General features: G+C 73.1%; 19 protein-coding genes. 9 read left to right on the top strand and 10 right to left on the bottom strand.

The window, feature by feature from the left end; genetic code table 11:
- The first annotated feature begins 28 nt into the window (after positions 1 to 28).
- Complete coding sequence (locus AB0L25_RS06955; RefSeq protein ID WP_500169440.1) at positions 29 to 631, top strand: TetR/AcrR family transcriptional regulator; 603 nt, start codon at positions 29 to 31, stop codon at positions 629 to 631.
- Between the two features lie 110 nt (positions 632 to 741).
- On the top strand, positions 742 to 879 hold the full coding sequence (locus tag AB0L25_RS06950) for a hypothetical protein (protein ID WP_500169439.1): 138 nt from the start codon (positions 742 to 744) through the stop codon (positions 877 to 879).
- Positions 880 to 981: 102 nt separating this feature from the next.
- Here the strand turns inward: AB0L25_RS06950 and AB0L25_RS06945 are convergent, their stop codons facing one another.
- Positions 982 to 2,202, bottom strand: a complete 1,221-nt coding sequence (locus AB0L25_RS06945) for an ROK family transcriptional regulator (RefSeq protein WP_500169437.1) — start codon at positions 2,200 to 2,202, stop codon at positions 982 to 984.
- A gap of 253 nt (positions 2,203 to 2,455) precedes the next feature.
- Between AB0L25_RS06945 and AB0L25_RS06940 the strand changes: the two genes are divergently transcribed.
- From AB0L25_RS06940 to AB0L25_RS06910, 7 genes are all read left to right on the top strand, one after another.
- Positions 2,456 to 3,703 (top strand): extracellular solute-binding protein, encoded by a 1,248-nt coding sequence (locus tag AB0L25_RS06940; protein ID WP_500169435.1) that lies wholly within the window; start codon positions 2,456 to 2,458, stop codon positions 3,701 to 3,703.
- 149 nt (positions 3,704 to 3,852) lie between these two features.
- Positions 3,853 to 4,824, top strand: coding sequence for a carbohydrate ABC transporter permease (locus AB0L25_RS06935; protein WP_500169433.1), 972 nt, complete (start codon positions 3,853 to 3,855; stop codon positions 4,822 to 4,824).
- On the top strand, positions 4,821 to 5,738 hold the full coding sequence (locus AB0L25_RS06930) for a carbohydrate ABC transporter permease (protein ID WP_500169431.1): 918 nt from the start codon (positions 4,821 to 4,823) through the stop codon (positions 5,736 to 5,738). The genes AB0L25_RS06935 and AB0L25_RS06930 overlap by 4 nt, the downstream gene beginning before the upstream one ends.
- Positions 5,735 to 7,216, top strand: a complete 1,482-nt coding sequence (locus AB0L25_RS06925; RefSeq protein WP_500169429.1) for a glycoside hydrolase family 3 protein — start codon at positions 5,735 to 5,737, stop codon at positions 7,214 to 7,216. Before AB0L25_RS06930 ends, AB0L25_RS06925 begins: the two co-directional genes overlap by 4 nt.
- 169 nt (positions 7,217 to 7,385) lie before the next feature.
- Positions 7,386 to 7,850, top strand: coding sequence for an RrF2 family transcriptional regulator (locus AB0L25_RS06920; protein ID WP_500169427.1), 465 nt, complete (start codon positions 7,386 to 7,388; stop codon positions 7,848 to 7,850).
- Between the two features lie 15 nt (positions 7,851 to 7,865).
- Entirely contained in the window at positions 7,866 to 8,657 is a 792-nt protein-coding gene (locus tag AB0L25_RS06915) for a DNA-formamidopyrimidine glycosylase family protein (protein ID WP_500169425.1), read from the top strand.
- Positions 8,658 to 8,818: 161 nt separating this feature from the next.
- A complete protein-coding gene (locus AB0L25_RS06910) occupies positions 8,819 to 9,706 on the top strand; it encodes a LysR family transcriptional regulator (protein WP_500169423.1) in 888 nt (295 codons plus the stop codon).
- On the opposite strand, the gene AB0L25_RS06905 is transcribed toward AB0L25_RS06910, so the two are convergent.
- The 9 genes from AB0L25_RS06905 to AB0L25_RS06865 form a co-directional block, all read right to left on the bottom strand.
- Positions 9,693 to 10,151, bottom strand: a complete 459-nt coding sequence (locus AB0L25_RS06905; protein WP_500169421.1) for a hypothetical protein — start codon at positions 10,149 to 10,151, stop codon at positions 9,693 to 9,695. The two genes, AB0L25_RS06910 and AB0L25_RS06905, sit on opposite strands and share 14 nt — an antisense overlap.
- A 180-nt stretch (positions 10,152 to 10,331) precedes the next feature.
- Complete coding sequence (locus AB0L25_RS06900; protein ID WP_500169419.1) at positions 10,332 to 10,799, bottom strand: Dps family protein; 468 nt, start codon at positions 10,797 to 10,799, stop codon at positions 10,332 to 10,334.
- A gap of 239 nt (positions 10,800 to 11,038) precedes the next feature.
- A complete protein-coding gene (locus tag AB0L25_RS06895; protein WP_191328436.1) occupies positions 11,039 to 11,392 on the bottom strand; it encodes a helix-turn-helix domain-containing protein in 354 nt (117 codons plus the stop codon).
- A gap of 111 nt (positions 11,393 to 11,503) precedes the next feature.
- Positions 11,504 to 12,790: a CinA family nicotinamide mononucleotide deamidase-related protein gene (locus AB0L25_RS06890; protein WP_500169417.1), complete on the bottom strand. Its 1,287-nt coding sequence runs from the start codon at positions 12,788 to 12,790 to the stop codon at positions 11,504 to 11,506.
- A 438-nt stretch (positions 12,791 to 13,228) separates the two neighbouring features.
- On the bottom strand, positions 13,229 to 13,756 hold the full coding sequence (locus tag AB0L25_RS06885; protein WP_500169415.1) for a DUF1990 domain-containing protein: 528 nt from the start codon (positions 13,754 to 13,756) through the stop codon (positions 13,229 to 13,231).
- Entirely contained in the window at positions 13,753 to 14,346 is a 594-nt protein-coding gene (locus AB0L25_RS06880; protein ID WP_500169413.1) for a CDP-alcohol phosphatidyltransferase family protein, read from the bottom strand. The genes AB0L25_RS06885 and AB0L25_RS06880 overlap by 4 nt, the downstream gene beginning before the upstream one ends.
- The gene (gene rimO / locus AB0L25_RS06875) at positions 14,343 to 15,782 is read right to left on the bottom strand and encodes a 30S ribosomal protein S12 methylthiotransferase RimO (protein ID WP_500169411.1); all 1,440 of its coding nucleotides are present in this window, start codon (positions 15,780 to 15,782) and stop codon (positions 14,343 to 14,345) included. The genes AB0L25_RS06880 and rimO overlap by 4 nt, the downstream gene beginning before the upstream one ends.
- A 62-nt stretch (positions 15,783 to 15,844) precedes the next feature.
- Positions 15,845 to 16,600 carry a helix-turn-helix domain-containing protein gene (locus AB0L25_RS06870; protein ID WP_500169409.1) on the bottom strand — a complete coding sequence of 252 codons (756 nt, stop codon included), beginning with the start codon at positions 16,598 to 16,600 and terminating at the stop codon, positions 15,845 to 15,847.
- Between the two features lie 168 nt (positions 16,601 to 16,768).
- The gene (locus AB0L25_RS06865; protein WP_500169407.1) at positions 16,769 to 19,525 is read right to left on the bottom strand and encodes an FtsK/SpoIIIE family DNA translocase; all 2,757 of its coding nucleotides are present in this window, start codon (positions 19,523 to 19,525) and stop codon (positions 16,769 to 16,771) included.
- Between the last annotated feature and the right edge of the window lie 49 nt (positions 19,526 to 19,574).

The following is a 19,574-nucleotide window of genomic DNA, read 5'->3' as shown; positions in this document are numbered from 1 at the left end:
GTGTACGCGATCCGAAGGAGCCGCCGCGATGCCCGCCACCGCCCAGGACCGTCCGCTGACGCCCGCCGCCCGCCGGGTCCTCCGGGTCGCGAGCGACCTGTTCTACGAGCGCGGCATCACCGCCGTCGGGATGGAGCTCGTCGCCGCCGAGGCCGGGGTGACGAAGAAGACCGTCTACGACCGGTTCGGCTCGAAGGACGCGCTCGTCATGGCGTACCTGCGCGGCCGGGACGAGCGCTGGCGCGCCTTCGTGGACGAGCGGCTCGCGGCCGTCGCCGACCCGCGCGAACGCGTCCTCGCCTCGTTCGACGTCCTGGGCGAGTGGCTCGCCGCCGGGGCGGGGCGCGGCTGCTCGATGGTCAACGCCTGCGCCGAGCTGCCCGACCCGTCCCACCCGGTGCACGGGCTGGCCGCCGAGCAGAAGGCGTGGACCCGCGAGCTGTACGCCCGGCTCGTCCGGGCCCTCCCCGGGGAGGACGCCGCGGGCGCGCTCGCCGGGCAGCTCGCGATCGTCCACGAGGGCGCGAACGTCGCCTACAGCGTCGGCGGCGTGCGGGATGCGGCCGCGCTCGCGCGCGCCGCGGCGGACGCGATCCTTTCCCGCCGGAACCCTCCTACGCGGGAAGTCTGATGGCCGATTCCTCCTTCCGACGGATACCCCGGGGCCCTTTCTCTGGGATGATGAAGGGGTACGGGGTTGCGGGGAGTCGGGGAAGGGCTCGCCGCGGAACGGGGAATCGCATGACATCTACCGCTCGGAGGGCCGCCGCGCTGCGGCGCAGGCGCCAGATCATCAGCCAGACCGTCATCGACCGCGCGCTGAACGACCCGCGGCGCCACGAGGAACCGGCCGACGCGCCGGTCGCCACGGCCAAGTAGCGGCGCGCCCGCGCGGCACGCCGCGCGCACCGATGCGCACGAACGCCCCCGCCGATCGTCCGGCGGGGGCGCCGACGTCTCCGGGGACGGCGCGGCGCCCGGTCAGTCCCCGGCCTCGGCGGAGAACACGTCGTCGCGGGCCCGCTCCAGGGCCGCGTACACGGCCCCGCGCAGCACCGGGTTGCCCTCCACCTCGGTCACCGCGACCGTCGGACGGGTCGGGCTGAGCCGGCCCACCGCCCGCTCGATGCGCGCGGCCAGCGGCGCGCCGCCCGCCGACCCGAGATACCCGGACAGCACGACCAGGCCGGGGTCGAGCACGATGTTCACCGACGTGACGCCGTAGGAGATGCGGACGGCCAGCTCGTCCAGGAACCGCCCGCCGCGGTCCTCGTCGGCGACCGCGGCGCGCACGCACTCCAGGGCGGTCGGCTCGGTGAGGCCGTGCTCGTGCGCCAGCGCCCGGACCGCGTCCGCGCCGACGAGCGACCCGTAGCCGCCGGCGAGGGCCGCCGTGCCCCAGGTGTTCGACTCGGTGACGCCCTCGCCCTCCACGCGGCGCGCCGCCCCGAGCGGGAGCGGCGCCCCGGGGACCGGCAGGTAGCCGATCTCGCCCGCGCCCCCGGACCGGCCGCGGTGCAGCCGCCCGCCCAGCATCACCGACAGGCCCATGCCGCGGTCGAACCACATGAGCGCGAAGTCGTCCGCGTCGCGCGCGGCCCCGTACGCGCGCTCGGCCAGCGCGGCGAGGTTGACGTCGTTCTCGATCGTCACCGGGCGGCGCAGGTCGGTGCGCAGCGCCGCGAGGACGCCCTCGTGCCACGACGGCAGGTCGAAGGAGAACTGGACGTCGCCGGAGCGGGGATCGACGACGCCGGGGGTGCCGATGACGAACGCGTTCAGCCGTCCGAGGGCCACCTTCGCCGACCGGCACGCCTTCACCACGGCACTATGTACGGTTTTGACCGGATCGTCCGCCCCGTTCGGGTCAACGGTAACCTGGGCCACCATCCGGCCGGTGATGTCGGCGACGCCCGCGGTGACCCCGTCCGGTCCCACCTCGAGGCCCGCGACGTAGGCGCTCGACGGCACCACGGCGTACAGGGCGGCGTTCGGGCCGCGCCCCCCGGCCTGCTCCCCGACCACCGCCACCAGTCCCCGCTCCTCGAGCCTGGACAGCAGTTGGGAGGCGGTGACCTTCGACAGCCCGGTGTGCTCGCCGATCTGCGCGCGGGTCAGCGGCCCCTGCTCCACGAGCAGGTCCAGCGCCGCGCGGTCGTTCAGCTCACGCAGCAGCCGCGGCGTTCCCGGGCGTCTGGCCATGCTTGGCACCCCTCGATGTCTCAATCCGCTAACGGGCGGTTTTGTTTAGGAAAGTTTCTTGTTAGTTTACGCGCAAGCGCCGACCGGCCCCTACCCGGGACCGGTGGACGCGCAGAGCGCCGAGCGGCGAGCAGGGCGCCCGCGAACCATGCGACTGCGAGCGGGGCATGACCGGACCTTAAAGGGTCCGGGTGCCCGGCTCACACCGCAGGCCACAAGGCCGCGCGAGGCGATGCCGGAAAGGATCCCCCCAGTGAAGTACATCAAGATGGCGGCCGCGGCGGCCGCGATCGCCCTGGCCGCATCGGCCTGCGGCGGCGACGGCGGCGACGGCGGGAGCGACGAGGTCCCGGCCGAGCTCGAGGTCTGGATGATGGGCGAGGGCACGCCCGAGCAGACGAAGTTCCTGGACGGCGTCGAGGCCGAGTTCAAGAAGACCCACCCCGACACCGACGTCAAGATCAAGTACGTCCCGTGGCCGCAGGTCGCCACGCAGTTCCAGAAGGCCGCCGCGAGCGGCGAGGGCCCGGACGTCACCGAGCTCGGCAACACCGACGTCCAGTCCCACATCGAACAGGGCAACCTCGCCGACATCAGCGACCTGTTCGGCGACTGGGCCGACGGCAAGACCCTGAACAAGACCGCGCTGGAGAACGACCAGGCGGACGGCAAGACCTACGCGGTGCCGTGGTACGGCGGCGTCCGGGGCGTCTGGTACCGGACGGACTGGTTCGAGGAGCTCGACATCACCGCGCCCAAGAACTGGGCCGAGCTGTCCGCCGCCGCCAAGAAGGTCGAGGAGGAGAAGGACGTCCCCGGCATCGGCGTCGCGAGCGACCACACGAACGCGATCATCAGCTTCGTCTGGGGCAACAGCGGCGAGGTCGCGACCCTGGAGGGCGAGAAGTGGACCGGCAAGCTCGACCAGCCGCAGGCGGTCGAGGCCGCCGAGTACTACGCGAGCCTCGACGACTCCGGTAAGTACGTCGGCAAGAACGAGCTGGAGGGCCCGCAGCGCGACTTCGCGCTCGGCAAGCTCGGCATGTACTTCGACGGCAGCTGGGCGCTGAAGCAGCTCAAGGAGATCGCGCCCGACAACGCCGACAAGTGGGCCGTCTTCCCGATCCCGGCCAAGAGCGGCGGCAACGCCCCGGTCATGGCGGGCGGCTCGGACGTCGCCGTCTGGCGCGACACCGCGAACAAGAAGGTCTCGTTCGACTACATCAAGGTCCTGAACAACGCGAAGAACGCCAAGGCGTGGGCCGACTACAGCGGCTTCTCGTCCATGCGCTCGGACGTGTCGTTCTCCGACCCGAAGCTCGCCGTCTTCACCGACATCGCCAAGAACACCAAGTTCCCGCCGATGACCGCCGGCTGGGCCGAGTTCGAGCAGGCCAAGAAGGTGCTGCCGAACACGATGAAGGCGATCATGCAGGGCGGCGCCGCCGCGGCCGAGATGAAGAAGGCCAACGAGCAGGCCAACACGCTGCTCAACCCGTGACACCGGGGCTCCCCGCCGCCGCGCGCCCGGGCACCGTGCGCCCGGCGCCGCGGCGGCGGGGGGCCGCGCTCCGGGCGCGCCCGTCCCGCGCCCGCGAGGCTCCCTCCGGACGACGCACGGCCGCCCGTCCCTCCTGAACGGAACCGCCCATGCTCGACACCGCTCCCGCGGTGCGCAAACCGCCCGGCCGCAGATCCGCCGGCCGCACGCGCCCGCGCCGCCGGCCCCGCTTCGGGCCGTACCTGCTGATCGCGCCCACCGTGGTCGTGATCGCCCTGCTGATGTTCTGGCCGATGATCCAGATCGGGATCATGTCGTTCCAGAAGGTCGGCAACCGCCAGCTGCGCGGCGAGCCGGCCGAATCGGTCGGGCTCCAGAACTTCAAGGACGTCCTCGGGGACCCGTTCTTCTGGACGACCTTCCGGCACACGGTGCTGTTCGCCGTCGTGGCCGTCACGCTGACCATGGTGATCGGGACCCTGGTGGGGCTCCTGCTCAACAAGCTCGGCAAGAAGATGTCGAACCTCGTCGCGAGCGGCGTGATGATCGCCTGGGCGACCCCGCCGGTCACCGCGGCGATCATCTTCACCTGGCTGTTCGGCACGACCGGCGGCCTGGTCAACTGGACCCTGGACCTGCTCCCCGACTTCCTCGTCGGGGGCGACTGGCTCGGCTACAACTGGTTCTCCAAGCCGCTGCCCACCTACACCGTCCTCACCATCTGCGTGGTGTGGCAGGCGTGCCCGTTCGTGGCCGTGTCCGTGCTCGCCGGGCTCAAGAGCGTCCCGCGCGAGCTGTACGAGGCCGCCCGCGTCGACGGCTCCGGCGCGTGGCGGACGTTCTGGAGCATCACCTACCCGATGCTCAAGCCGATCTTCCTGGTCGTGCTGGTCATGTCGATCATCTGGGACTTCAAGGTGTTCACCCAGCTGTTCATCATGGCCGGGATGGCCAACCGGGACGCCTTCAACCTCTCGCTGTACGCGTACTCGGAGGCGTTCGGCTCGATGAATCCGAAGCTCGGCGACGGCTCGGCGATCGCGCTGGTGCTGACGCTGATCCTGCTCATCGTCACGGCCCTGTACGTGCGGGTCATGGTGCGTCAGGGGGAGACACGATGACCGCGCCGCTCAATGCGCCGGCCCTCCGCAAGCGCGGCACCGCGGGGGCTTCCGCGCATGCCGGCCGGCCCCGCCGCAAGAAGCTGCTGTCGAAGATCACCTGGAACGGCATCGGCGTGGTGGTGTTCGTCCTGGCGGTCTTCCCGGTGTTCTGGATGGCGTCCACCGCGTTCAAGCCGAACGGGGACATCTTCAGCTCGACGCCGAAGCCGCTGCCGACCGACCCGACGCTGGAGCACTTCGACGTCATCGTCAACGGCTCCGTCGCCGAGGTGTCGTTCTGGAAGTACTTCTCCAACAGCGCGCTCCTCGCGCTCGGCACCGTCCTGGTGTCCGGGCTGCTGGCGCTGCTGGCCGCCACCGCCGTCGCGCGGTTCCGCTTCCGGTTCCGCACGACCTTCCTGGTGATGCTGCTGATCGTCCAGATGGTCCCGCTGGAGGCCCTGGTCATCCCGCTGTTCCTGGACCTCAAGCAGCTCAACATGCTGAACAGCATGTGGGGCCTGCTCGTCGTCTACATCGGGTTCGCGGTGCCGTTCGCGATCTGGATGCTGCGCGGCTTCGTCGCGGCGGTGCCGCGCGAGCTGGAGGAGGCCGCGGCCATCGACGGCGCCGGACCGGTCCGGACGTTCTTCACGGTCATGCTCCCGCTCGTCGCGCCCGGCCTGGTCGCGACCAGCATCTTCTCGTTCATCACCGCGTGGAACGAGTTCATCTTCGCTTTCACTTTCCTGGACGACCAGGACAAGTACACCCTGCCGATCATGCTGCAGTTCTTCTTCGGCCGCAGCGGCAACTCCTGGGGGCCCATCATGGCGGCGTCGACGCTGCTCACGATTCCCGTCATCATCTTCTTCCTGATCGTCCAGCGCCGCATGGTGACCGGGCTGACCGCCGGGGCGGTGAAGGGGTGACGACCGACGACATCGCCACCACCGGGGAGATCACCCGGCTCGCGCGGGCGGCGCTCTCCCCGTCCTTCCCCGGGGCCACCGCGCCGGACTGGCTGCTGGACGAGCTGGAGCGGGGGCTCGGCGGGGTCACCCTGTTCGCCCTCACCGGCAACGTGCCGAGCCCCGAGTCGCTGGCCGCGCTCACCGCGCGGATGCGCTCCGCCGGCGCCCCGCTGGTCAGCATCGACGAGGAGGGCGGGGACGTCACCCGGCTCGGCGGGCACGCCACCGGCAGCCCGTACCCGGGCAACGCCGCGCTCGGCGCCGTCGACGACCCGGAGCTGACCCGCCGCGTCTACCGGTCGATGGGGGCCGAGCTGGCCGAGGTCGGCGTCAACCTCAACTTCGCGCCGTCCGTGGACGTCAACACCGCCGACGACAACCCGGTGATCGGCACCCGCTCGTTCGGGTCGGACGCCGCGCTGGTCGCGCGGCACGCCGCCGCGGCCGTCCTCGGGACGCAGGAGGCGGGCGTCGCCGCGTGCGCCAAGCACTTCCCCGGGCACGGCGCGACCGTCGTCGACTCCCACCTGACGATCCCGCTGGTGGACGCCGACCTCGCGCTACTGGACCGCCGCGAGCTGGTCCCGTTCCGGGCCGCGATCGGCGCCGGCGCCCGCGCGGTGATGACCGGGCACCTCAACGTTCCCGACATCACCGAGGGGCTCCCCGCCACCCTGTCCCCCGCCGCGATCACCGGCCTGCTGCGCGAGCGGCTCGGCTACGACGGCGTGATCGTCACCGACGCGCTCGACATGCGGGGCGCGAGCGGCGCGATCGGCATCCCCGAGGCGTCCGTGCGGGCCCTCATCGCGGGCGCCGACCTGCTGTGCCTCGGGCCGAACGAGCACGCCGACACGCTGCGCGCGACGCTCGCGGCCGTCGAGGCGGCCGTCCGGGACGGGCGGCTGTCGCCGCACCGGCTGCAGGACGCCGCGGACCGCACCGACGCCCTGCGCCGGTGGCTGTCCGGCGAGGTCCCCGCGGCGCCCGACCGGGACGCCGGGCTGGAGGGCGCGCGCCGCGCCGTGCAGGTCTCGGGAGCGCTCCCAGGCTGGAACGGGACGCCGCCGCTGGTCGTCGAGGTCGAGTCGTCCGGCAACATCGCGGTCGGTCCGACGCCGTGGGGTCTGCACCCGTGGGCGCCCGACGCCGTCCGGGCCGGCGGGGAGGACGGGGACGCGGACCGCGTCCTGGACCGTGCCAAGGGACGCGGACTCGTCGTCGTCCTGCGGGACGCGCACCGGCACGCGGCCCAGCGGTCGCTGGCGACCGCGCTGCTGACCGCGCGTCCCGACACCGTCGTCGTCGAGATGGGCCTGCCGGTCTGGCGGCCGGGATCGGCCGTCTACATGGCGACCTACGGCGCCGCCGCCGCCAACGCGCAGGCCGCCGCCGAACTGCTCGGGCTCGTCCCCGCCCCCGGCGGGACGGCCTGACCTGCTGCCTCGGGCGCCGGGCGCGGCTCCCGGGGGGTTCCACCCGCGGCGCGTCCACCGGACAAAGGCCCGGTTCCGGTGGACGCGCCGCGCGGCGTTCCCGCGCCGATCGTGCGGCGGCCGTCCGGCGGGCGCCCGACCAGTCCGGCCGGCGAGGGATAATACGTGCATGCGATTGTCCGCCCGGGTCGACTACGCGCTGCGTGCCGCCGCGGAGCTGGCCGTGGCCGGGAGTCATCCCGTGACCGCGGTGCAGCTCGCCGAGGCCCAGCAGATCCCGCCCAAGTTCCTCGAGAACATCCTCGGCCAGCTCCGGCGTTCCGGCCTCGTCCGGAGCCAGCGCGGCCCGGAGGGCGGCTACTGGCTGGCCCGGCCCGCCGAGCGGATCTCGCTCGCCGACATCATCCGGGCGATCGACGGGCCGCTGCTGGGCGTGCGCGGCGAGCGTCCCGAGCACGTCGGGTACGAGGGCCCCGCGCGGTCCCTGCAGGAGGTGTGGATCGCGCTGCGCGCGAGCGAGCGCGCCATCCTGGAGCGGGTCACCCTCGCGCACATCGCCGAGGGCAAGCTCCCCGAGTCCGTCCGCGTCCTCACCGAGGACCCGTCGGCCTGGGAGAGCGGATCCCTCATCTAGCACCGGGAGGGTGACGTGCCGGAGGGGGACGTCGTCCGGCTCGCGGCCCGGCGCCTGCACGAGGCGCTCGCCGGGCGGCCGCTGACGCGTTCGGACTTCCGCGTCCCCCGGTTCGCCACCGCCGACCTGCGCGGCCGGACGGTCCTGGAGGTCGTGTCGCGCGGCAAGCACCTGCTGATCCGGGTGGAGGGCGGCGTGACCGTCCACACGCACCTGCTGATGGAGGGACGCTGGCAGGTGCGGCGCGCGGGGCCCATCCCCCGCGACCACCGGGTGCGGCTCGTGCTCGCCAACGCCGAATGGCAGGCGGTCGGCAGCTCGCTCGGCCTGGTGGAGCTGCTGCGCACCGCCGAGGAGGACCGCGCCGTCGGGCATCTCGGCCCGGACCTGCTCGACCCCGCGTGGGGTCCCGAACTCGCGGCCGAGGCCGCCGCGCGGCTCGCCGCCCGTCCCGACCGGGCCGTCGGCGAGGCCGTCCTCGACCAGACGCTGGTGGCCGGCATCGGCAACGTCTACAAGGCCGAGGTCCTGTTCCTGCGCGGCGCGAACCCCTGGACGCCCGTCCGGGACGTGCCCGACCTGACCGGGCTCGTGGAGCTCGCCCACCGGCTGCTGGACGCCAACAAGGACCGCCACGGCCACATCACGACCGGCGACCTGCGGCGCGGCCACGAGCACTGGGTCTACGGACGGGCGGGACGCCCCTGCCGCCGCTGCGGCACCCCGGTGCGCCGCGCCGGGCAGGCGTCCGACGTCGGCGAGCGCGTCGCCTTCTCGTGCCCGCGCTGCCAGCCCGCGACGTCCTGAGCCGGCGGTCGGCGCCCGCCCGGCACGCCCGGGAGGCCGGGCGGGTCGCCGCCTGACGCGGGTCGCCGGATCCTGCGCCCGCGAGATCCATCATCGAACCGGCCTGTATCCAAGTCAATTCTCGGGTTTCCTTAGGCACATCCGAGCTCTAGCTTGGATCCATGACCCTGGACGATCTGCGCGTCTTCGTCGCCGTCTGCGAGGCGGGCAACCTCAGCGCCGTCGCCCGCGACCTGGCGTGCAGCCAGTCCGCGGTGAGCCAGCACGTGCGGCGGCTGGAGCGGGAGACGGGCCTGGTGCTGCTGGAGCGGCGGCCGCGCGGCGTCGTGCCCACCCGCGCCGGGCGCGTTCTGCGGCGGGCCGCCGCCGACGGCCTCGCCGGGCTCGACTCCGCCCTGCGCCTCCTGGACGACCTGCGCCGCGGCGTCGGCGGCACCGTGCGGGTCGCGACCGGCGCCACGACCGTCCGGCACTTCATGGCGGGCGGCGTCGCGGCGTTCCGCGCCCGCCACCCCGAGGTCGCCCTGCAGTTCGAGACCGCCGGATCGAGCCGCCGCTGCCTCGAGGCCGTCCGCTCGCACAACGCCGACCTCGCGTGGGTGACGATCGGCCCGCCGCTCGACGGCGTCGAGCAGCGCGCGTCCCGCGAGCTGCCGTGGGCGCTGGCCGTCCGCGCCGACGACCCGCTCGCGTCCCGGACGTCCGTCGCGCTCCCCGACCTCGCGGACATCCGGCACATCGAGCTGCCCGAGCACTCCACGTCCCGCGTCCACCTGGAGATGCACCTGGAGCGGCACGGGCTGCGGCTGGCGTCCACGACGAGCGTCGCCGACTGGGACACCGCGCTGCTGCTGGCCGAACTCGGCCTCGGCCACGCGATCCTGCCCGCGCTCCCCGGCTGGGGCGACGGCTCCGGCGACGTCCGGCTGATCCCGATTCCGGACCTGCCGCCGCTCACCGCCGGCTGGGCCGCCCGCGACTGGGACGCGCTGAGCCCCCTCGCCGTCGAGTTCGCCGAGACCGTCCTGGAGCGGCTCAGCCCTCGGTGACGTCGCCGCCGGCGACGATCAGCCGCGCCTGCGGACCCTGGGGGCACTCGGAGTCGTCCCCCTTCGGCGTCACCCGCAGCCGCTTCTCGATGACCGCCTCGCCTCGACCGTCCCGCAACGCGATCCGGACCTCGACCGGTTCGCCCGGCAGCCCCTCGACCTGCGCGAACCCGGTCTTCCCGCCGTCCGGCGACGCCGAAGCGCTGCACACGGCGTCGGGCCCCTCCCCGTCGCAGCCCTGTGGGACGCTCGTCGTGGACGGCCCGAGTTCGATCCCCGGCGTCCTGCAGACCCCGTCCCAGCACACCTGCAGCGAGGCCGACTCGATCCGCGCCGCGTCCGGGGGCCGCACCTCCACCCGGACCCCCTGCGGGACCAGTTCCAGCGTGCAGAACGTCTCGCCGCCGCAACCGGCGCCCGTCACGAACAGTGCCGCACCGGTCATGAGGGAACCCACGATCGTCCCCGTCGCTCGAACGCCCATGGACCATGATGACCACGAAACGCCCGAGCACAAGCCCGCCGACGACACCGAGGCCCCGGTCCGTGGGACCGGGGCCTCGGTGTTCACAGGACCACCCGCGCGCCCGGATCGCGGCGGCGCGCCGGCGGGCGAGGTCGGGGATCAGGTCTGCGCCTGGAACATCCAGTGCTGCTTCTCGAGCTCGTGAGTGATGCCGATGAGCAGGTCCTGGGTGACCGGGTCCGGCTCGTCGGTCTCCGCGATGCGCTCCCGGAAACGGCCGATGATCTGGGCGAGCACGTCGGTGACCGCGCTGACGACCTTGTCGTCGGCGAGGTAACCGGCCTCGAGCTGCGGAAGCTCGCTGCGGTCGGCGACCGTGCGGGCGCGGCCGTCGGGGTTCACCCCGATCGCCACGGCGCGCTCGGCCACGTCGTCCTGGCTCTGCCGGGCGAGGTCGACGACCTCGTCCAGGTGCTCGTGCACGACCTTGAAGTTGCGGCCGATCAGGTTCCAGTGCGCCTGCTTGGCGACCAGCGCGAGGTCGATGAGGTCGACGAGGGCGCCCTGCAATGCGTTCCCAGCGACCTTCTGGGCCGATTCGGTGAGCGGGCTCTTGATGGCCGCCATTGTGGGCTCCTTCCGCGTCGTTACGGTTGTCCGTTACAACCGGGAAGAATCCCCTGGTATGCCGCGCCCAACCGTGAGACCGCGCACACCCGCGGCCCCGGTCACCGGTGGGCCGGCGACGGCGGGCGACGCCCGCCGGTCAGGCGCGTCTTCGCAGGGGACGCCCCTCCACGTCCCCGTCGGAGCAAGGCCGCCTGACCACCGGCCTCCGCTCCGCTGCGCTACGTTCCGGGCGCCGCTCAGGCGGCGACCATGTCCGCGCGCAGTTCGCCGGTGATCTCCTCCGGGGTCTCCGGAATGCTCTCCGCGGGGATGCGCTCGTGCTCGGGCGCACCCGCCATGACGGGCTCGTGCTGCAGCTCGGCGAGGGCGAGCTGATCCGCGACGTCCCTCAGCACGTGCGACAGCGGTACCCCGAGCGCCTTGCAGATCGAGGAGAGCAGCTCCGAGGAGGCCTCCTTCTGCCCTCGTTCCACCTCGGAGAGATAGCCGAGGGAAACCCGCGCCGCCGCGGACACCTCACGGAGGGTGCGTCCCTGGCGCAGCCGCAGCTGCCGCAGTACGTCACCGAGCAGCTGGCGAAGCAGGACCATCGTCTCGCTCCCTCCCTCAGTTCGGACCATCTGCCAGTTCCACCGTACCTGGCTTGACGGTGACCATGGCAGACCGTTGATTTCGTGTTCGCTCGCAACGTAACGCTGTAATCAGCCCGACTCTTCCCGATCTTCCTGGACGAACGCGGCCCCGGCGTCCGCGCCGAGCCCCAGCAGAGCACGTCTGAGCTGGTCAAGTGCGTGAACGACGGTCATCCTGCGGATGACGTCGCGGGTCTCGGGACCGGTCCCAGGCACGGGGAGTTTCGGTCGGGTCACGATGCGCGTATTTCCGGGTCCGGCCACGCCGATATAGACCGTTCCCACGGGACGGCCGTCCTGCGGCTCCGGTCCGGCGACTCCGGTGACCGCGAGCCCGTACGTCGCGCCGAGCCGGTCCCGGACGCCCGCCGCCATCGCCGCCGCGACGTCCGGGTGGACGGCGCCGTGCTCGGCGAGCAGGTCCGCGGGGACGCCCAGCAGGTCGCGCTTGAGGTCGGTCGCGTACGCGACCACGCCGCCCGCGAACGTCGTGGACGCCCCTGGCATCGCGGTCAGCTCCGCGCCGATCAGCCCGCCGGTCAGCGACTCGGCCGCCGCGACCGTCGCGGACCGCTGCGTCAGGAGCCGGTGCACGACCCGGTCGAGCGACTCGTCCTCCACGCCGTAGACGGCGGCGCCGAGCAGCTCGCGGATCCGCTTCTCGACGTCGGCGAGCCGGTCCCAGACGTCGGTCCCGGCGACGGACACGCGGACCCGCACCTCCGCCGGCTGGGGCAGGTAGGCGAGCCGGACGCCGTCCATGGCCTCGACCTCGGCGAGCCGCTCCGCCAGCACCGACTCCCACAGCCCGGCGGTGCGCAGGGTGCGGCGGGCGACCTCGGGCGGGCCGGCCAGCTCCGGCAGCACGACCTCGTCCATGATCGTGCGCATCTCGAACGGGACGCCGGGCAGCGCGTACACGACACCGCCGGGCAGCGCGACGCGCAGCCCCGGCGCCGACCCGGCCGAGTTCCGCAGCAGGGCCGCGCCCTCCGGCACGTCCGCCATGCGCAGCGCCGACTCGCGGATCTCGTGCCCGGCCGCCGCGGCCCGTTCCCGCAGGCGCTTCTCCACCTCCGGGTCCCGGACGAGCGGGACGCCCGCCGCCGCGGCCAGCGCGTCCCGGGTGAGGTCGTCGTAGGTGGGCCCGAGCCCGCCGGTGGTGATCACCGCGTCGGCGCGGCCGAGCGCGGCCGTCACCGCCTCGACGATGACGTCCTCCTCGTCGCCGACGACGACGCTGCGGGCGACCTCCACGCCGTGGTCGGCGAGCCGCCGGCCCAGCCACGCGGCGTTGCCGTTGATCGTGTCGCCGAGGAGCAGTTCGTCCCCGACGGTGAGCAGCTCGACGCGCATCCCGTCCCCTCCCGATCAGGTCCCCGAATCTACCGCCGCCCACCGACGTCCGGGTTCCGCCGGATCCGGCGGGCGGGGCGCGGCCCGCACTCCGGCGGCCAAATCCGGACGAAGTACCCGTTGAGCGCGAAAGCCGACCGCAGGTCGTGGTCGCTTATTCCTCGCCCAACAAAACCATCGGGTGCACATTGCGTTCACCCGTTCGTCATACGTGCACGTCGCGTGTGACTTGGAGCGCACCTCGACCGCATATCGGCACGCGTACAAGGCCGTCCACGTCCCACATTAGGCAGAAGTGAGCGTCATATTGTGAGTCAAAACTCACCCGCACGATTCGCGTAGCACCCCGAATCGCAGGGATAATTGTGAGCGCGGGGCACCGCGAACGGGGCCGCGGGACCACGACCGGGGTGGGCGTGGTCCCGCGGCCCGCTCCGTTCAGCCCCGGGCGCGCCCGCGCCGCACGAGCCGGCGCAGGACGATGCCGCACCCCCGCGCGTAGAGCCGCTGGAAGAGCGGCCCGAACGGGCCCGCCAGCCGCCCCGCCGCCGTCGCCGGACGGCTGAACGAGGTGACGGTCAGCCACACGGCACCGGCGTCGTCCATGTCCACGGCGAACGACTCCTCGCCCGACATCGCGTGCCCGGGCAGCGTCCCGTACCCGAAGCCGCCGCCGCGCTCGTCCAGGCGGGCCCACACCACCCGGCAGGGCGCCCGCAGCCGCAGCGGCCCCACGCCGACGGTGACCTCCACGTCCACGCCCGGCTCGGCCCGCGGCCCGGACGCGATCAGCCGGACGGGCAGCGCGCGGTGCATCCGGAGACCGACGACCGCGTCCACCGCGGCCCGCAGCGCGTCCGGGCCCTCGCCCACGCGCGTCCGTTCCCGCAGGTACCGGTAGCCCTCCGGCCGGAGACCGTCCCGCGTCGCCCCGACCTCCGGGTAGGTGAACCCGTCCGCCGTCATGCGCTCTCCCCGCGCGAGTGCCGCAGGCGCCACGCCTGGGCGATGTAGTCGGCGCCGGTGACGAGCGTGACGACCAGCGCGGCGGCCATCGTCGCCCAGCGGATCGGGTCGAGCGGACCCGGCAGGATGAACAGGCCGATGGCGATGACCTGCAGCATCGTCTTCAGCTTGCCGCCCTTGCTGGCCGGGATGACCCCGTACCGGATGACGACGAGCCGCAGCAGCGTGATGCCGACCTCGCGGACCATGATCGCGATGGTCACCCACCACCACAGCTCGCCGAGGATCGACAGGCTGATCAGGGCGGCACCGGTCAGCGCCTTGTCGGCGATCGGGTCGGCGATCTTGCCGAAGTCGGTGACCAGGCCGCGGGCGCGCGCGATGTCACCGTCGATCTTGTCGGTGATGGACGCGGCCGCGAACACGGCGAACGCGGCGAGGCGCCAGCCGGTGCCCTCCAGGAACAGCAGCCACACGAACAGCGGCACGAGCGCGATCCGGAGCATCGTCAGCAGGTTCGCGATGTTGTAGACGCTGGCGGGGGGCGTCTCCCGGTCGCCGGCCACCGGGTCGGGCGTCCCGGCCGTCACGGCGCCCCCGCGTCGGCGATCAGGTCCACGCCGTCGCTGCCGACGACGCGGGCCGTGACGATCTCGCCGAGCGCGAGGCCCGCACCGCGCACGAGGACCGTGCCGTCCACCTCGGGAGCCTGGTGGGCCGCGCGTCCCTCGAAACCGCCGTCCTCCGCCTTCTCCTCCAGGAGCACCTGCACGTCGGTGCCGATCCGGTCCTCGGCACGCTGCGCGGTCAGCTCGTCCGCCAGCCCGGTCAGCTCCTCGACGCGCCGCGCGACCTCGTCGGGGTCGACCTTGCCGCCCAGCTTCGCGGCCTCGGTGCCCTCCTCGTCGGAGTAGCCGAACACGCCGACCGCGTCCAGCCGCGCGGCCGACAGGAACTCGGCGAGCTCCTCGAAGTCGTCCTCGGTCTCGCCGGGGAAGCCGACGATGAAGTTGGAGCGGACGCCCGCCTCGGGGGCGTGCGCGCGGATCTGGTCGAGCAGTTCGAGGAAGCGCTCCCGGTCGCCGAACCGGCGCATCGCGCGCAGCACCGGGCCGCTCGCGTGCTGGAACGACATGTCGAAGTACGGCGCGACGCCGGGCGTGGCGCAGATCGCCTCGACGAGCCCGGGGCGGGTCTCGGCGGGCTGCAGGTAGCTGACGCGGACCCGCTCGACGCCGTCCACCGCCGCCAGGTCCGGCAGCAGCTTCTCCAGGGCGCGCAGGTCGCCGAGGTCCTTGCCGTAGGACGTGGAGTTCTCGCTGACGAGGACGAGCTCGCGGGCGCCGTGCGCGGCGAGCCACCGGGCCTCCTCCAGCACCTCCTCCGGCGGCCGGGACACGTACGCGCCGCGGAACGCGGGGATCGCGCAGAACGTGCAGCGGCGGTCGCAGCCGGACGCCAGCTTCAGCGGGGCGACCGGGCCGCCGCCGAGGCGGCGCCGCAGCACCCGGGGGCCGGACGCGGGCGCGACGCCCGCCGGCAGGTCGTCCGGTCCGTCCCCGGGGGCGCCGCCGTGCCCGGGGATCGCGACGCCGGACGCGGACGAGCCGCGCTCCACCGGGGTGATCGGCAGCAGGGTGCGGCGGTCGCGCGGGGTGTGCGCGGTGTGCGCCCGCCCGGCCATGACGTCGTCGAGCCGCTCGCCGATGCCGGCGTAGTCGTCGAAGCCGATGACGGCGTCCGCCTCGGGCAGCGCCTCCGCGAGCTCCCTGCCGTACCGCTCGGCCATGCACCCGGCGGCGACGACCTTCGCGCCGGACTCGTGCGCGGCCAGCAGCGTGTCGATGGAGTCCTTCTTGGCCGCCTCGATGAAGCCGCAGGTGTTGACGACCACGACGTCGGCGCCGTCCGCCCCGTCCGCCAGGTCCCATCCGGCGTCCTCGATGCGGGCGGCGAGCTCCTCGGAGTCGACCTCGTTCCGAGCGCAACCGAGCGTGATCAGCGAAACCTTGCGGCGAGTGGACATGCCCCTAAGGTAATGGGCGCCGGCCGCCCGCGGGGACCGGCACCCCGCCCGACATGCCCGGTTCAGGCGGCTTCGGGATCGTCCCGGTCGAAACTGAGCCGCTGCACTCCGCCGCCCTGGCCGGGCGCGCCCAGCTCCTTGCCGTTCACGGTCAGGTCGACGCCGCCGCCGACGCCGATCACCAGGTCGATCTTCTTGTCGGCGGTCCACCGCTTCTGGTCGCCCTTGCGCATGATGCCGGTGAACAGCGCCTCGCCCTCGTCGTCGCGGACGCTCAGCCACACGGTGCGGTTCGCGGTGGCGCGGACGTCCACCTCCGTGCGGGGCGCGGCGGCGACCGGGTCGCTCTTCTTGGTCGGCCCGGTCGTCGGCGATCCGGACGGGGACGCGACGGGCGTCCCGGCGACCGGCTTGGCGGTGCGCCGCTCGCCGCCGTCCTGCCCCACGACCTGGACGACCGCGTACACCACCACGAGGGCGAGCGCGAGCGCCATCGCGGCGCTCCAGTTCGGCGGACGACGCTCCCGGAACTCCCGCACGGGCTGCTCGGGCTCGAACGCGGAGATCGCCGAGACGGGCTGGGGCGCGCCGCCGTGGATCGCGTCGAACTCGGCGACGAGCGGCTCCGGGTCGATGCCGATGACCCGGGAGACGCTGCGGATGTGGCCGCGCGCGTAGAAGTTGCCGCCGCAGGGCGCGAAGTCGTCGGCCTCCATCCCGCGGATCACGGTTTCCCGGATCCGCGTCTGGAGACTCACCTGAGTCACCGAGAGACCGGCTCGCTGTCGCTCATCCGCCAGGGTCTCTCCGATGCTCACGCCGAGCCTCCTTCGGGGGCGACTATGACCGATCCCACATTCGTGGGTCCAGTCTAGGAAGGGGCATGCCCGCCCTGCGACTCGCAACGCGTTCGAAAGTGGGCAAGATTTCGCATCATTCCGTCATGATCGTCCGCCGCCCGCCGCCGTACCGCGTGTCCGTGCTGATCAGCCGCCGCCCCGGATCTCCGCGAGCACTCCGGGCAGATCGTCCGGTTTCGTGAGGACGTCGCGCGCTTTCGACCCTTCGCTCGGTCCGACGATGTCGCGGCTTTCCATGAGGTCCATCAGGCGGCCCGCCTTCGCGAACCCGACGCGCAGCTTGCGCTGCAGCATCGACGTGGAGCCGAACTGCGTCGACACGACCAGCTCGATCGCCTGGACCAGCAGGTCCATGTCGTCGCCGATCTCCTCGTCGATCTCCTTCTTCGGCTTGGCGGCGTCGCCGACGTCGTCGCGGTAGGACGCCTCCATCTGGCCCTTGCAGTGGCCGACGACGGTGGTGATCTCCTTCTCGGAGACGTAGGCGTTCTGGATCCGCATGGGCTTGCTGGCGCCCATCGGCAGGAACAGCGCGTCGCCCTGCCCGACCAGCTTCTCCGCGCCGGGCTGGTCGAGGATGACGCGGCTGTCCGACAGCGACGACGTCGCGAACGCCAGCCGGGACGGGACGTTCGCCTTGATCAGGCCCGTGACGACGTCGACGGACGGGCGCTGCGTCGCCAGCACGAGGTGGATCCCGGCGGCGCGGGCGAGCTGGGTGATGCGGACGACCGAGTCCTCGACGTCGCGGGGCGCGACCATCATCAGGTCGGCCAGCTCGTCGACGATCACCAGCATGTACGGGTACGGGGTGTAGACGCGCTCGCTGCCGGGCGGCGGCACCATCTTGCCCGCCTTCACGGCCTTGTTGAAGTCGTCGATGTGCCGGTACCCGGACGCGGCGAGGTCGTCGTAGCGGCGGTCCATCTCCCCCACGACCCATTCGAGGGCCTCGGCGGCCTTCTTCGGGTTCGTGATGATCGGCGTGATCAGGTGCGGGATGCCCTGGTACATCGTCAGCTCGACCCGCTTGGGGTCGACGAGGATCATGCGGACCTCGTCCGGCGTCGCCCGCATCAGGATCGAGGTGATGAGCCCGTTGATGCAGGTCGACTTACCGGCGCCGGTCGCGCCCGCGATGAGGATGTGCGGCATCTTCGCCAGGTTCGCCACGACCGTGCGCCCCTCGACGTCCTTGCCCAGCCCGACGACCATCGGGTGGTGCTCGTTCGTCGCGGCGGGGGCGCGCAGCACGTCGCCGAGGCTGACGATGTCCTTGTCGGTGTTGGGGATCTCCACCCCGATCGCCGACTTGCCGGGGATCGGGGAGATGATCCGCACGTCGGCGCTCTTGACCGCGTACGCGATGTTCTTCGTCAGCGCGGTGACCTTCTCGACCTTCACCGCCGGACCCAGCTCGATCTCGTACCGGGTGATCGTCGGGCCGCGGGTGAACCCGGTGACCTGCGCGTCGATGTCGAATTGTTCCAGCACCCCGGTGAGCGCGTTCACGACGGCGTCGTTGGCCTTGGTGCGCGGCTTGGTGGCGCTGCCGGGCCGCAGCGCCGACGGGTCCGGCAGGACGTAGATCTCGCCGGACGACGACAGCGGAAGCTGCTCGGAGCCGCGCGGCGCCGGGGTCGGGTCGGGCACCTCGCGCTCGACCCCGTCGTGCTCGGGCGCATCATGCCCGGGCGCCTCGCCGCCGGGGACGTCCGGTTCCGGGGCGACCGGGAGATCGTCGGCGGGGTCGAACGGGGGCGGGGCGTCGTCGCCGGGCGGTGCGGGCGGCGGGACGTCGGCGCCGAACGGGTCCGGGTCGAACAGGTCGTCGGCGAGGTCGCGGCGCCGCGCGGCGCCCTTCCCGGACGCCCCGGGCACGGAGCCGTCCTCCAGCAGCGGCGTGTCGTAGGGGCGGGAGTGCTCGCCGACCTCCGGTTCCGCGTTCTCCGCGTCGTCGCCGTCCGCGCTCTTGCGGCCCTTGCGGCGCCGCCGCGGCGCGGGCGCGGCCTCCTCCCCCGCGTCCTCGGTGTCGCCGGCGGGCGCGGGTTCCGGGCGTCCCTGCAGGGTGGCCACCGACCACAGGTCGGCGAGGCGCTCGGGGACCTTGTTGATCGGGGTGGCGGTGACGACGAGCAGCCCGAACCCGGACAGGAGCAGCAGCAGCGGGACGGCGACCCAGCCGCTGAGCGCGGCGTCCAGCGGCGCCGACACGAGCCAGCCGAGCACGCCGCCCGCCTCCCGGACGCCCGCCATGTCGTCGGCCGGGGACGGGACGCCGCCCGCCAGGTGCAGGATGCCGAGGACGCCGGCGCCGAGCGCGGTGATGCCGATGACGATGCGCCCGGTGTCCTCGTGCTGCTCGGGGTGGCGCAGCGTCCGCCACGCGAGCAGGCCCAGCAGGACGGGCAGGCCCATCGCGATGATGCCGAGCCCGCCGCGGATCACCTGCTCGAGCGCGTCGGTGACGACGCCGTCCGGCCGGAACCAGGTCACCGAGGCGACCACGATCGCGGAGCCGAGCAGCGCGAGCCCGAGCCCGTCGCGGCGGTGCTCGGGGTCGAGGTTGCGGGCGCCGTGCCCGTACGCGCGGAACACCGAGCCGACGGTGACGGCCGCCAGCTGCCAGAGCTTGAACAGCAGCTTGAAGAACCCGAGGAACGCCATCGGGATCGGATCGGGCTTCGGGGGCCGGCCGCCCCGCCCGGCGCCGCCCTTGCCCTTCGGTGCCGCTTTGCCCTTCGGTGCCGCCTTGCCTCCGCTCCTGCCGTTCCCGCTGTTGCCGCTCGGTCGCTTCCGGGGGGACGACCCAGCGGGTCGACGAGCCGCGCTGCCCCCGGCGCGGGAGGAGCTCTTCGCGCCTCCGGACGCACGTGTGGCCATGGTTACGAGAGTAACCAAGCATCCGCGGACGTCCCGGGACGGCGGCCGG

Source organism: Spirillospora sp. NPDC052242 (assembly GCF_040679555.1).
Taxonomy (GTDB): Bacteria; Actinomycetota; Actinomycetes; order Streptosporangiales; family Streptosporangiaceae; genus Spirillospora.
This window is presented reverse-complemented; position numbering and strand designations above follow the sequence as displayed.

Coding starts and splice junctions, on each gene's coding strand:
- AB0L25_RS06955 (WP_500169440.1), top strand. CDS start 29: ATGCCCGCCACCGCCCAGGACCGTCCGCTGACGCCCGCCGCCCGCCGG.
- AB0L25_RS06885 (WP_500169415.1), bottom strand. CDS start 13,756: ATGACGGCGGACGGGTTCACCTACCCGGAGGTCGGGGCGACGCGGGAC.
- AB0L25_RS06905 (WP_500169421.1), bottom strand. CDS start 10,151: ATGACCGGTGCGGCACTGTTCGTGACGGGCGCCGGTTGCGGCGGCGAG.
- AB0L25_RS06950 (WP_500169439.1), top strand. CDS start 742: ATGACATCTACCGCTCGGAGGGCCGCCGCGCTGCGGCGCAGGCGCCAG.
- AB0L25_RS06890 (WP_500169417.1), bottom strand. CDS start 12,790: ATGCGCGTCGAGCTGCTCACCGTCGGGGACGAACTGCTCCTCGGCGAC.
- AB0L25_RS06935 (WP_500169433.1), top strand. CDS start 3,853: ATGCTCGACACCGCTCCCGCGGTGCGCAAACCGCCCGGCCGCAGATCC.
- AB0L25_RS06945 (WP_500169437.1), bottom strand. CDS start 2,202: ATGGCCAGACGCCCGGGAACGCCGCGGCTGCTGCGTGAGCTGAACGAC.
- AB0L25_RS06920 (WP_500169427.1), top strand. CDS start 7,386: ATGCGATTGTCCGCCCGGGTCGACTACGCGCTGCGTGCCGCCGCGGAG.
- AB0L25_RS06930 (WP_500169431.1), top strand. CDS start 4,821: ATGACCGCGCCGCTCAATGCGCCGGCCCTCCGCAAGCGCGGCACCGCG.
- AB0L25_RS06900 (WP_500169419.1), bottom strand. CDS start 10,799: ATGGCGGCCATCAAGAGCCCGCTCACCGAATCGGCCCAGAAGGTCGCT.
- AB0L25_RS06865 (WP_500169407.1), bottom strand. CDS start 19,525: ATGGCCACACGTGCGTCCGGAGGCGCGAAGAGCTCCTCCCGCGCCGGG.
- AB0L25_RS06895 (WP_191328436.1), bottom strand. CDS start 11,392: ATGGTCCTGCTTCGCCAGCTGCTCGGTGACGTACTGCGGCAGCTGCGG.
- AB0L25_RS06910 (WP_500169423.1), top strand. CDS start 8,819: ATGACCCTGGACGATCTGCGCGTCTTCGTCGCCGTCTGCGAGGCGGGC.
- rimO (WP_500169411.1), bottom strand. CDS start 15,782: ATGTCCACTCGCCGCAAGGTTTCGCTGATCACGCTCGGTTGCGCTCGG.